6 protein-coding genes are annotated in these 12,352 nt (G+C 63.4%); 4 read left to right on the top strand and 2 right to left on the bottom strand.

Translation table 11 applies throughout. From position 1 onward, the window contains the following. Nucleotides 1–63 precede the first annotated feature (63 nt). The 3 genes from M2394_RS05765 to M2394_RS05755 are packed head-to-tail and all read left to right on the top strand — an operon-like array spanning nt 64 to nt 2,584. Nucleotides 64–804 (top strand): molecular chaperone, encoded by a 741-nt coding sequence (locus M2394_RS05765; RefSeq protein ID WP_259171873.1) that lies wholly within the window; start codon nt 64–66, stop codon nt 802–804. A 29-nt stretch (nt 805–833) separates the two neighbouring features. Then, nucleotides 834–1,316 (top strand): fimbrial protein, encoded by a 483-nt coding sequence (locus M2394_RS05760; RefSeq protein ID WP_259171872.1) that lies wholly within the window; start codon nt 834–836, stop codon nt 1,314–1,316. 38 nt (nt 1,317–1,354) lie between these two features. Beyond that, nucleotides 1,355–2,584, top strand: coding sequence for a hypothetical protein (locus M2394_RS05755; RefSeq protein WP_405046556.1), 1,230 nt, complete (start codon nt 1,355–1,357; stop codon nt 2,582–2,584). A 12-nt stretch (nt 2,585–2,596) separates the two neighbouring features. On the opposite strand, the gene M2394_RS05750 is transcribed toward M2394_RS05755, so the two are convergent. Both M2394_RS05750 and M2394_RS05745 read right to left on the bottom strand, forming a co-directional pair. Beyond that, a complete protein-coding gene (locus M2394_RS05750) occupies nt 2,597–7,405 on the bottom strand; it encodes an NEL-type E3 ubiquitin ligase domain-containing protein (protein ID WP_259171870.1) in 4,809 nt (1,602 codons plus the stop codon). Nucleotides 7,406–7,468: 63 nt separating this feature from the next. Then, on the bottom strand, nt 7,469–10,552 hold the full coding sequence (locus M2394_RS05745; RefSeq protein ID WP_259171869.1) for a transglycosylase domain-containing protein: 3,084 nt from the start codon (nt 10,550–10,552) through the stop codon (nt 7,469–7,471). A 381-nt stretch (nt 10,553–10,933) separates the two neighbouring features. Between M2394_RS05745 and M2394_RS05740 the strand changes: the two genes are divergently transcribed. Further along, nucleotides 10,934–12,352, top strand: a complete 1,419-nt coding sequence (locus M2394_RS05740) for an amino acid permease (RefSeq protein ID WP_178922001.1) — start codon at nt 10,934–10,936, stop codon at nt 12,350–12,352.

The raw sequence follows: 12,352 nt of genomic DNA, 5'->3' as shown, positions 1-12,352 counted from the left end.
TTTGCAAAACCGCGAAGCGACGCGAGGCCGTCGTCTTCTCGTCATGAACCAGAGGTTGAGTCAATGAAACGTCTATTGATGCTGTACGCGCTGTTGCTGTTTCCCCTCGGAGCCCTGGCTGGCCCGCAGATTAATGTGGGGGTGGTGTATGACTACCTCGTCGGTGACAAAAGTACCTACATGAAACGGGTGTTCAACGGCGGCACGTCCACGGCCTTCGTCAAGGTCAATATCCTCGAAATGATCTACGACGAAGATGGCACCTACCGTGAGGTGCCCCTGCAAAACCAGGCGGGTGCCGCCGCCCGCGACGGTTTGATGGCCAGCCCCGCGCGCCTGATCGTGCCGGCCAACGGCACCCAGGGCACGCGTTTGCTGTTCATGGGCAACCGTGACAAGGAGCGTTACTTCCGCGTGCGTTTTGTGCCGGTGGTGCCCCAGGCCGAGGACGACTTTGCCGTTACCGACGAAGAACGCGCCGACTACAAGGACAGCCTGGCAGCCGGCGTGCGCGTGCTGGCCGGCTACGGCACGGTATTTTTCGTGCGGCCCAAAGACACCCGATTCGATACCGCGATCAAGGACGACGGCACGCGCTATACCCTCAACAACAACGGCAACAGCGTGGTGGTGATCGACGAGTTCAAGGACTGCGCCGCCGCTTCGCCGCAGGAATGCCGACCAACGCTGCGTCATCACATCCGCGCCGGCCATTCCTACGGGTTCGACAAGCAGCCGGGGCGTGAATACCGCTTCAGCCTGATCGAAGGCGGCGAAACCAGGAAAGTCGAGGTCAAGGGGTGAGTCTCTGGCCTATCGCGAAAGGTGAACCTATGTACAAGTTTATCGTGCTGGTGATGGTGATCATCCTGTTGGGGCTCTCGATTGCCGAGGTGGAAGCGGCCGTCGAGCGCGAGACCTTCGAGGTGTCCGTGACCATCCCCACCGCTGACTTCTACGTGCTACCAGTGGACCCGCAACTGGTGCAGCGTGAGCAGGTGCTGGCCTACAACCCGGTCAGCTCGCAGCTGGCCACCTTGCGTGCGGCGTTCGATGTGAAAAACGTCGGGGGTGCCATCGGGGCACGACTGGATCAGGAGGCGTACCTGTTCAACGGCACTGACCGAGTGGACTTGCGTGTGACCTTCAATGACGTCGAACTGGGCCTTGCCCAATCTGAAGTGGTGACAATGGCGGACGCGCGGCCGGGTAAACGGGTCGCCCTGGAGGTCGCCGCGATCAAGCCCGATGACGATTATCGCCCCGGCAATTATTTCGGCACGGTGCATATGGTGTTCGATGCAGTGGCGCCTTGACGACAAGCGTTTCAACAATGAAAGGTTTATACGCAATGATGCATTTTCTGTATCGAGGGTTGGCTTTTTTCATCTTCGCCCTGTTCTGTTCCTCCGTCATTGCGGGCACCGTAGAGGTTCGTGCTGAGTTTCGCCCGGACCCTGCCAACCCGCAGGTCAATCGCTTCAAGAACACGACCCCCAGTAGTGGCTATTGCGAACACTTTGTTGGGTATTGCACCCCGCGAGGTTTGTTTAGCCTCAATTTACCGTTGGGCTCGTTTCCGCAAACCACAGGTGGGCCCGTGGCCGCCCACCACGCCGATCCTCGTCAAGGTGCGTATTTAAAGGTGCCATCGGAATGGCGCAGGGTTACGGTCACCAACGAACAAGGCAACAGCGCCGAGTTGGAAATCCGGATATCCGGGATCGGCGGGCGTGCCGACCATTATGGTGACGTGCAAGTCATCACGGGTGGCGGCAATTACTGGAATTTATGGAGTGCCGGCCGTTGGAGCAGCGCGCCAGCACCCTGCGTAGCCTCCGGAGGGCTTAACGGGAACAGTTACTATGTGATCTGGTTTTGGCTAGTACCGGAGAATGCGGGAGCGTGCGCCACGCAGGCATTGTTTGATTTGCCCAGGTTCGAGTATCGCTATGTGCATTTCGGCTACGAATTGCGCACGCCGAACCCGCTGGCCATGTCGGCAGGCATTTATCGCGGCAGCCAGACCTACACAGTCGGCCCCGGTATGGATTTCGATCTGGGTGACAACGTCCTGCCCCACGACAATATTGCGACACTTAATTTTATTCTGGACGTTGATCATGTCCTGAAAGTGGAGGTACCACCCGGCGGCAACCACATCCGGCTCGAACCCCAGGGCGGCTGGCAGGCCTGGTTGCAAAACGGGCGCAAGCCCAGCCGCCTGTTCCGCGACCAGACCGTCAACCTCTGGGCCAGCTCGCAGTTCAAGATGAACCTGGAGTGTGGCGAACCCATGGGCAATACTTGCAGCCTGCGCAACGCCTCTGGCCACCAGGTGCCATTGGATGTCGCCGTCACGTTGCCCGCTGGGCTCAGTGACGCTGCCGGGCGCCCGGTCAACCGTTTACCCCTGACCCTGGATGGCAGCGGCACCGAGTTGTTCCAGCCCGCGCGATACGTCGACCGCAAACCCTCGACCCTGCATTTTGAGGTCAAGGCAGATGGGGTCGCGCAGATGCTGGAACATCCAGGCAGTACCTATCACGGCACGGTCACGGTGGTGTGGGATTCGGAGGTGTAGTGCATCCCTGGTTCAATCGGCGCTGCTGCTCTCGTACGCGGTCAAACGCTGCAGCACATCGCGCGTCAGTTGGCGGGCGAGGTCATGTTCACTGGGCACCTCCTCGGTAAACCCTGCCGCGAGCAGGCGCTCGTACGTCTCGGCGCTCATCGGCTGGCCGCTGAGCACCTCGGCGTGCGGCACGTTGAGGGCGTCCGCCAGCGCCTGCAGGCGAGGCTTGAGGCGCTCGCGTTCTGCAGCGTCGGCGTTGGCCCATTGGTTCTGGGCAAACAGCAAGTCGTCGAGGGGGTCGATCAGCTCATTGGCACGGGCCAGGCTGGCCTGGAACCGTCCGGCATGGGTGGTGCGCAGGTAGCGGTCCCAGAACGGCTGCGCCAGCATGCCTTCCACCAGCCCGTCATGGGCCTCTGCGCGCATGACCGTGTCGAATGCGCTGTTGAGGTGGGTGGGGCCCACGTCGGCCGTGCTGCGGTAGTGCATGTAAGGGGTCACCCACGGCAGTTTCAGGCGGCTTTTCAAACCGGTGTGATAGGCAAGGTACACCTCCACCTCATCCACCGTACCCGGTACGCCGTCGATCACGTCAGTGCTGAAACGCAGGCCCTGGCCGCCGTCTTGCCGGGGTTTGATGCGCTGGCGGATATCGGCCTGGGCCGCTCGGTTGAGACGGTCGAGGCGGGACTTGCCCCGCGCCAGGTGGGCCAATTTAAGCTCGCGCAACTGGCCGCGCAGGTCGCGGTCGATTTCCACCAACTGCACCTCCAGGCCCATGGCATTGAAGATATGCGCCCCGGCATCAGCGCAGGTCACCGGGTTGCTCGCCATCTGGAACAGCCGCACCCGCAGGTCGCTATCGGCTTCCATGGCCAGCAGCATGCGCCAGACCTTGTCGGTCAGGTCGCTGCGGCCCTGCTCGTACAGCGCGGCATCCTGGTCCTCTTCAAAAAACGCTGAGGGCTCCAGGCTCTTGATGACCTCAAAAAAGCCCTGGGAGCCGTGTTCCGCCTCCACGTCGTTCCACAACGCCCGCAGCCAGGGATGGTGGTGCGGTTGTTCCTGCTCCAGCCAGAACCCGACATCGCCTTTTGGCGGGTAGCTGCGATAAGGGTCCAGGCCGGCTTCCAGGCGATAACTCACCAGGCGTTGTTCGGCCTCCAGGCTCAGGTGATTGCGGTCCAGGCGGGCCCTTGCGAGCAGTTCGGCCTGGGGTTGCCAGGGCAAGAAATGCGGCACGCTGTGAATCGCAGTGTTTTGCACATCCAGGTAAAAGCCCCAGGGCCTGGAGCGCTCGAACAGGCCGGGGGGCCAGTTGCTGATCGCCGTGTTGCGCAGCGACAACGCTTCTAGGTGCGGCCAGCGGGTGATATCCGGTGCCTGCGTCAGCTGGCGGTTGTGTGCCAGGGACACCTGGCGCAAATGGGTCAGACCACTGAGGTGTTCCAGGCTGTCGGCTTGCCACTGAATCGGGTTGTTCTCCAGGCTCAGGTGCGTGAGCGAGGCCATGCGGGTGATGGCGGTGGGCAGCTGGCTCAGTTGATTGTTGCGCAGGCTGAGGCTGATCAGGTGCGGGAAACTGTCGAGAAAACGCATATCGCCGTTGAGCAGTTGGGCATCGATCAAGTCCAGGTGCAGCACATGTTCGAAGTTGGCGCGCAGGCGCAAGTTGCCGAGCAGGCCGGTGAGCCGCACGCTTTGCAGGCTCAGGCGCACGCCGGTGTCGTCGGCGTCGAGGTTTTCTTCCCAGGTGCGCAGCAATGCCTTGGCCAGGTAAGCGCGCTGGTGGCCAGGGCCTGGTGGTTCGTCGGCAGGGATGGCGTTGATCCAGTTGCTCAGGTCCTCCTGCAACTCGGCCTTTTCGATCTCGCGGGCTTCGAAGCGTTGCCGTTGCAGCGGGTCTTCAAGGCTGCCCAGGTAGGTGTCGATGACCGTTTGCTCGGCGTAGGGGTAAAGCGCCTTCACCCGTTGTTCCAGTGTGCCGGGGAACAGGCGGCTGCTCCATGACGGCACCGCGTGCATGGGTTTTTGCAGCAGTCGCAGGGGCTGCAGGCGTGGCTTGGGTGCAGGCTCGGCCAGTACTGTGCGTCGCGATTCGGTGCTGAGCAGGTTGCCCATCACCCAACGTTTGAGTGCCGGGCCATCGGCAAAGCGGCTGCGTTTTGCCGCGGGCAGGGCGTGGTGCACGGCGTCGAAAAAATCGCTGGCTGGCTGCAAGGGTTGGCTGTTGCCATCGTACAGCGCGTAGCGCCCGTCGGTTTTCAGTAACAGCCGTTTCTGGCTCGCCACTTGCGGCCCGGCACTGGCGCGCAGGGTGGCGATAGGGCTGTGCTGGCGGACTTCAATTCGGCTGTCGGCCAGGCTGTCGCTGAACAGGCGCAAGGTGTCGAGCACCATTTGTTCGGTGGCCGGGCCCAACAGGTCGGGGTCGTAGAACCCTTGGAAGGCGTGAGCCCCACGGGCCTGCACCTGCAGTTCACGGGCGATGTTTTTCAGGCGCAGGGGCATGCGTTTTTCGGTGTCCATGATCGCCAGTTCATCTGCGCGTGCTTGAGCGATGACGTGTTCGACCAGGTGCCTTGGCAGGTCGGGGCAGGCCTCGCGCACGCGCAGGCCGTGTTCACTGCCGAGGTTTTCACTGTGGCGGTAGAGGTAGGCAAACATCGCGCCTCGGTGCCGTGCCAGTTGGTCGGCGAGACGGTTGCGCAGGGCATCGACCTGCGCCGCGCGGCCTTCGGGCAGAGTGTCGAGTAGGGTGGTCAAGTGCTGCGGGTCGAGCCCCTCTACCAGGCGTTCAGGCAAGCGGCCTAGGTTCAAGTCCTCGCGGCTGATGGCCAGGGTATGGGGGGCTTCGTGATCACCGAAACGCAGGTGGTCGCCGCTCAGATCGGCACTTTCAAACACCAGGATCGCGTGATCCTCGGGCCACCCGGGCAGTTCGCGGGCGATGTGCGGGCTCCAGTAGGTGTCGTGGTCCACCGGTTCGCCCGCACGGAGTTTTTCCGGCAACGCGGCGGCTTGCCGGTGCAGGCGAATGCGCTTGAGGGTGTCGTCCAGCAGCGGTGCCGGTTGGTCATCGGCTTGCACGGCGCGCAGGGTGCCGTGGTCGAGGCCGCTGGTGCGCAGGATCTGTTCCCCGGTCGCGGCATCGAACGGCCCGAGTGCCTGCAAGCGCCGCTCGTCACCCCAGGCGCGGGGCCCGTCATTGTGGCGGATCGGCGGCGCATACGCGTCGGGGCGTGTGGGGTGCTGGATGTGGTGGTCACCGCTGACGGCATCGAACGTGAGCGCATAGTGCGCGCCGTCCAGCGGCAGGATTTTCTGCCCGGCATGGGTATGCAGCCCCAGCGCGTCGGCACTGGACCCGGCAGGCAGTTGCAGCGTTTGCCGATAAGGGCGTGGGTCGGGGTGCCACAGACGCGTCTTGCGGTTGACCTCGATGGGCTGCAGGCCGTTGACGAACGCCGATTGCGCCAGTTGGCCGCCGACGCCGAACGCCGCCAGTTGCACCACGTCGCTGACCACGCCGACGAAATGCCCGGCGGCCTCGCGTGCCTGGCCTTCGCTGAGGTCGACCACGCCCTCCACCAGCTCATCGAGCAACTGGTAGGCGGTGTAGGCCAGCATCGCTTCGCCCAGCAGCGGCACGAACGGTGTGATCACCAGCAGCGCCACGTTCAGTGCGCCTTCCAGGGTTTGGCCGAGGGCGTCCCACCAGGCCCAGCGGGCGCGACGGTCGGCGTCGGCGGTGGAGACGGCAAGCGTGCGGCCGTCGTTGAGGATTTTATTCAGCGCGGCCTGGTACAGCTGTGGCCACAGGTCGCCGTCGATACGCACGGCGGCAAAGGTGGCGCGCTGCTGCACTCCGCTGAACAAGGTTGCGCGCCCGGCGTGGTCGACGAACTGGGCGAAAAAGTCACGGTAGGCCGGGGTCTTCAAGCGCTCCAGCAGGGTGGTGCGAAACGCCAGGGTGCTGGGGTAATGCTGGATCGCCCCGTGAGGGTCATGGGGGATATACAGCACCACCGGTGTAACGTCCCTGGCCAGGTCAAGGTCGGCGGCAATCATCAGGATGCCGGTCAGCAGTGTGTCTTGCAGGCGCAGCCGATAAAACTGCATGACACCGCGTTCACCCTTGACCGTGCGCTGCAGCAGCTGGAACGTTGCCGGCGGGATATCGCCCTGCAGCACTGCCAGGTGCGCGGCGTTGTCGAGGGCCGCCTGCTGGCTGGCGATGACCTCGGCTTGCAGGCCCGGCGCGTCGAGCAGGTGCTGGCGCAGGTGCCGGGCATAGTGCGCGCCGAGGTCGAGCTCGCGGCACAGCGCGATGAAGTGCGCGATGCTCATCCGCGCCTCGTGCGCCTCTATCGTGAAGTGACCGCGCGCATCCGGCCGGGTGATGTAGCGAGAACTGTCGGTGAAGGTTTCGTCCTTGGCGAAGTTCTGCAATGCGGCGTCCAGCAGCGACAGGGTGCGGCTGGTGCTGCCTTCCAGAAGCGTGCCCTTGGCGACCACCAGGAACAGGTACGTGGCGCGCACATCGAGGTCGAGCCCATAGCGTTCGCGCAGCGCTCGGCTGAGCAAGGGCGTGGCGAAAGCGTAGAGGTCCTGCAGGTGTTCAAGGCGTTTGTCGACCCGGTTTTGCAAGGTCCAGGCCCTGGCGTTGGCCGCCTTGAGCAGGGCGTGGTCCTGACCGGCCGTGCCCAGCAGCCTGGGCAGGTGATCCATCGATACCGATCTCAACGCCTGGGCCCGAGGCCAGGCCGTGGTGCCCAGCCAAGTGGGCAAGTTGCGTTTGATCAGGGAGTAGTTCGGGCCGTTGGGCATGACGGATAACCTTGTGTCGTGGACAAGGCTGCCAGCCTAAAGGCGGGTGCTGCACCTCTGGCGTTACATACTTAGGCGGCACAGGGTCTGCTCGCCCGGTTGCAGGTACGGCATCAGGATCGGCGCCATGCCCTTGAGCACTTGCACCGGCAGCGCCGAGGTAAAGGTGAAGTGTTCGGCTGACTGGCCGGGCACGAAGGCTGTCAATGTGCCGAAGTGATGTTCGCCCAGGTAGAACACAAAGGTCGCGGTGCGGTTGATGGATTTCGAACTCAGCACGCGCCCGCCTGCGCCAATCGCTTCGATGCGATTGTCGCCGGTGCCGGTCTTGCCGCCCATGGCCAGCGGCGTACCGTCGGCGAGCTTGAAGCTGCCGGCCACCCGTTTGGCCGTGCCGGCATCCACCACTTGGGACAGCGCGCCACGCAAGGCCTGGGCCACCTCCACCGGCATCACCCGCTTGCCCGGCGCCGGGTCGTTGACCACGTGGGTGTCATACGGGGTGTCGGCGGCAAAGTGCAGGGTGTCGATGCGCAGCACATGGGGCCGCACGCCGTCATTGAGGATGATCCCCATCAGTTCCGCCAGCGCGGCGGGGCGGTCGCCGGAGCTGCCGATGGCGGTAGCCAGTGACGGCACCAGGTGGTCGAAGGGGTAGCCCACGGCTTTCCAGCGCTGATGAATGTCCAGGAACGCCTCGATCTCCAGCATGGTGCGGATCCGGCTGTCTCGCGCACTTTGGTGGCGGCTCTTGAACAGCCAGCTGTAGACCTCCTGGCGTTCGAACTGGCTGGCTTTGACGGCGTCGGTGAAGGTGGCGTCAGGATGGTTGAGCAGGTAGCCCAGCAGCCACAGGTCCAGGGGGTGCACTTTGGCGATGTAGCCTTGGTCGGGCAGGTCGTAGGTGCCGGGGCCGTAGTCCTTGTAGAGTTTTTCGAGGCGCTCGTCGGTGAGTTTGATGGGGGATTGGATACCGGTCATGTGGGCGCGCACGAACAGGTTGAAGCTTTCCTGACTGGCGTTGGGCAACAGGTAACGGTGCACGGCGGCCAGGCGGATAGGGGTGGGGCGCAGGCTGTCGAGGAAGGTTTCCAGGCGCGCCTGGGTGTCTTTCTTCTGGTACTTCCTCCAGAACTTGCGCAGGAAGGTGGTGCCTTCGCGGTCGGCGAAACCGGCGAGGTATTCCTGACGGCGCGGGTCGCTGTCGTCCTTGAGCAAGGCGGCGCTGTTGTTTTCGCCGGCGTAGGTGACGTAGCGCACCACGTCGCGCATCAGGCGAATGAATGGCAGGTTGATCGACTCACGCAAGGCATCGCGCAGGGTCGGGCTGCGGCCGTTGTCCTGGCTACGGAAGTTGTGGAAGGTGTGCAGGCCGCCCCCGGTGAAAAAACGCTCGCCGGGGCTGGCCGAATAGGTCCGGTCGAGGGCGGCGTCGAGCATCTTGGCGAGGGATTTGTCCGGGGTCTGGATCAAGTAGTCGAGGGCCCAGCGGCTCAGGCGGTCCTGGTCATCCACGACGATTTTTTTCAGTGCTGCGGGGGCCTGGGCGGCGTACTTGTCGTGCAGCTCGGTGATGATCTGCAGGTACGTGGTGAGCACGCGCAGCTTGGCGGTGGAACCCAGCTCCAGCTTGCTGCCTTCATTGATGTCGAAGGGTTGATCGGTGTTGTCGGTTTGCACCCGTACTCGTGAGCCGTCTGGGGTCAGCTCGAACAGCGTGAAGCTGTAGCGCACTTGCGCGGTGCTGGCGGGGGTGAGCAGGCGTTCGCCGAGCAGGCCGATCTGGCGGGCGTAGTCGGGGTTAGCCAACTGCTTGAGGTAGTCGCTGACCTGGCCCTGCAACTGCGCTTGCAGGGTGGTGGTGGCGGACAGGTCCAGGCGGTCGAGGTCGTACAGCGGCCGGTCGAGCAGGGCGGCCAGGCGGCTGCGGGCCACGCTGATGCCCTTGTTGGTCTCGATCGGTTGGACGGTGGGTTGCTGCACCCAGTCGCGGTAAGTGACCTTGCTGGCGAGGGCTGCCTTCAACTGGACTGGCTCGATCACGCCATTCTGGGCCAGCAGGCGCAGGTGGCTGTCGGTGAGCTGGGCCAGTTCGTCGCGCCCCTTGGCCAGGTAATGGGAGGGGCGCCGCTGGGCGATGATCAGCGACAACACCTGGCGCAACGCCAAGCCCTGTTCAGCGTTCACCGGCCCACGCAAGGCCTGGTTGACCTGGTTGAAGTCGGCGCCGTACCACACCCGCAGGCCCTCGGCCATGCCGTGCACTTCGCCATGCCCGGGCACCGCTGAGAGGGGCACGCTGTTGAGGTAGTCGCGCAAGATGTTTTTGCGTGCCGTCAGGGTATCGGGGCCGTCGTGGTAGGCGCGCACGGCGGCGGAAAACATCTGCCGCAGTTTCTCGCCGCCCGACACGGTCAAGCCGTCCGGCGAGTGGCGATACTTTTCCAACTGGGTGGCCAGGGTGCTGCCCCCGGCGCTCTGGCCCGGCAGGTGCAGGAGCTTGGCCACTTGCGACCAGGCGGCCTTGGCAAAACGCGGCCAATCCACCGCCGGGTTGGCCTGGGGTTGGGCGGGGTCAAGCAGGTCGCGGTTTTCGATGAACAGCAGGCTGTTGACCACCAGTGGCGGGATCGAGGCGAAGCTGTCGTACAGCTGCTGCGGGTAGTTGTACTGGTACAGCGGCACGCCACGGCAATCGGTGATCGACAGCCCGGCCTGAATCTTTTCTGCATAGGGCACAAACAGGCCCCTGGCGCTGTAGTCCATCAGTTCAGGGGAGAAGCGCGACTGGGCCTGGATCACGTAACCGCGCTTGAGCAGGCGCGGTAAAAAGGTGTCGAGGTCGCTATACCCCAGGCGCCGGTCGAAGGGGCCTGCGCCCGGATAGACCATGGCGTCACTGGCGCCGGGTTCTACCTGGTAGGTGAGGTCGCGGGCCAGGCGGCTGAGTTCCTGGGCTTGCAGGCGCGAGGTGCGCATCTCTTTGGCGGCGGCGAACCCCAGGGCAATCAAGCCCATCAGCACGATCAGCCAGAACAGCCGACGGCCGTAGCGAGGCCTGGGTTTATTTTTGGGTAAAGGCGCTGTGTCCGGACTGCCTTGTACTTTCGCAGCCTTGGTCGAATCGGTTTGCCACAGTGCGCCCATAGTCGATTGATCCCTACACGCAGATTGATCGGACTTGTTAGAAGCGTAGTCGCTGGGGGCTGCCTGTGAGGGAAATGTATTTTCCCGGCCAGAATCTTCCGGATAGCTACGTCGTTCGGCGCCCTGCGTGACGTTTTGTCGCGGTAGACAGGATAGATGCTCCTGTTAAATTGAATTCAGGCAAGCAATTAACCTAAATTGCCTCGTTTTTATAGTGAAAGACCCTGACCTGGGCTTTTTATACTGCACGCCCCGCTGATCTTGCCCGGCAAGAACGGTTCGCCTATCAGGCGGCCCCGGTTTCGGCAAGGGTGCAGGCTTACCGGCCTGTTCCCCGGAAACTCAACGGACAATCCAATAACAAGATGAGGTTGTACCCCTATGCCCGTCGGCAACCCACTGCCCCCTGGCGAGACCGCTCAAGGCGGCCCGCTCAAACGCGAACTCGGCGAACGCCATATTCGTCTCATGGCCCTCGGTGCCTGCATCGGTGTCGGCCTGTTCCTCGGCTCGGCCAAGGCCATCGAAATGGCCGGCCCGGCGATCATGCTGTCGTACATCATCGGTGGCCTTGCGATCCTGGTGATCATGCGCGCCCTCGGCGAGATGGCGGTGCACAACCCCGTCGCCGGCTCGTTCAGCCGCTATGCACAAGATTATCTCGGCCCGTTGGCGGGCTTTCTCACGGGCTGGAACTACTGGTTCCTGTGGCTGGTGACCTGCGTGGCGGAGATCACCGCCGTGGCGGTGTACATGGGCGTGTGGTTTCCCGACACGCCGCGCTGGATCTGGGCCCTGGCGGCCCTGGTCAGCATGGGCACCATCAACCTCATCGCGGTCAAGGCTTTCGGCGAATTCGAATTCTGGTTCGCGCTGATCAAGATCGTCACCATCATTGCGATGGTCATCGGCGGCGTCGGCATCATCGCGTTCGGCTTTGGCAACGATGGCGTGGCGTTGGGTATTGCCAACCTGTGGAGCCATGGCGGCTTCATGCCCAACGGCGTGCAGGGCGTGTTGATGTCCTTGCAGATGGTGATGTTCGCCTACCTGGGCGTAGAGATGATCGGCCTCACCGCCGGTGAAGCGCGCAACCCGCAGAAGACCATTCCCAGTGCCATCGGCTCGGTGTTCTGGCGCATCCTGCTGTTCTACGTGGGCGCGTTGTTCGTGATCCTGTCGATCTACCCGTGGAATGAAATCGGCACCCAGGGCAGCCCGTTCGTGATGACGTTCGAGCGCCTGGGCATCAAGACCGCCGCCGGCATCATCAACTTCGTGGTGATCACCGCCGCGCTATCCTCCTGCAACGGCGGCATCTTCAGCACCGGGCGCATGCTTTACAGCCTGGCGCAGAATGGCCAGGCCCCGGCCACGTTCGCCAAGACCTCCCGCAATGGCGTGCCACGCAAGGCGCTGCTGTTGTCGATCTTTGCCTTGCTGCTGGGCGTGTTGCTCAACTACCTGGTGCCGGACCAGGTGTTCGTCTGGGTGACGTCCATCGCCACCTTCGGCGCGATCTGGACCTGGCTGATGATCCTGCTGGCCCAGCTCAAGTTCCGCAAAGGCCTGAGCCCGGCCGAGCAGGCGGGGCTCAAGTACCGCATGTGGCTGTACCCGCTCAGTTCCTACCTGGCCCTGGCGTTCCTGGTGCTGGTGGTCGGCCTGATGGCCTACTTCCCGGATACCCGCGTGGCACTCTACGTAGGGCCGGCGTTCCTGGTGCTGCTGACGGTGTTGTTCTACGTCTTCAAGCTGCAGCCGACCGGCAACGGTCGGGTTGCCCCTCAGTCGGTCTGA

Source organism: Pseudomonas sp. BIGb0164, assembly GCF_024810135.1.
Taxonomy (GTDB): domain Bacteria; phylum Pseudomonadota; class Gammaproteobacteria; order Pseudomonadales; family Pseudomonadaceae; genus Aquipseudomonas.
Note: the sequence above shows the minus strand (reverse complement) of the source record. Positions and strands in the feature narration are given on the sequence as shown.

Bases quoted from the DNA above. Each gene is read 5' to 3' on its own strand.
- M2394_RS05750 (WP_259171870.1), bottom strand. From the start codon at position 7,405: ATGCCCAACGGCCCGAACTACTCCCTGATCAAACGCAACTTGCCCACT.
- M2394_RS05765 (WP_259171873.1), top strand. From the start codon at position 64: ATGAAACGTCTATTGATGCTGTACGCGCTGTTGCTGTTTCCCCTCGGA.
- M2394_RS05745 (WP_259171869.1), bottom strand. From the start codon at position 10,552: ATGGGCGCACTGTGGCAAACCGATTCGACCAAGGCTGCGAAAGTACAA.
- M2394_RS05755 (WP_405046556.1), top strand. From the start codon at position 1,355: ATGCATTTTCTGTATCGAGGGTTGGCTTTTTTCATCTTCGCCCTGTTC.
- M2394_RS05740 (WP_178922001.1), top strand. From the start codon at position 10,934: ATGCCCGTCGGCAACCCACTGCCCCCTGGCGAGACCGCTCAAGGCGGC.
- M2394_RS05760 (WP_259171872.1), top strand. From the start codon at position 834: ATGTACAAGTTTATCGTGCTGGTGATGGTGATCATCCTGTTGGGGCTC.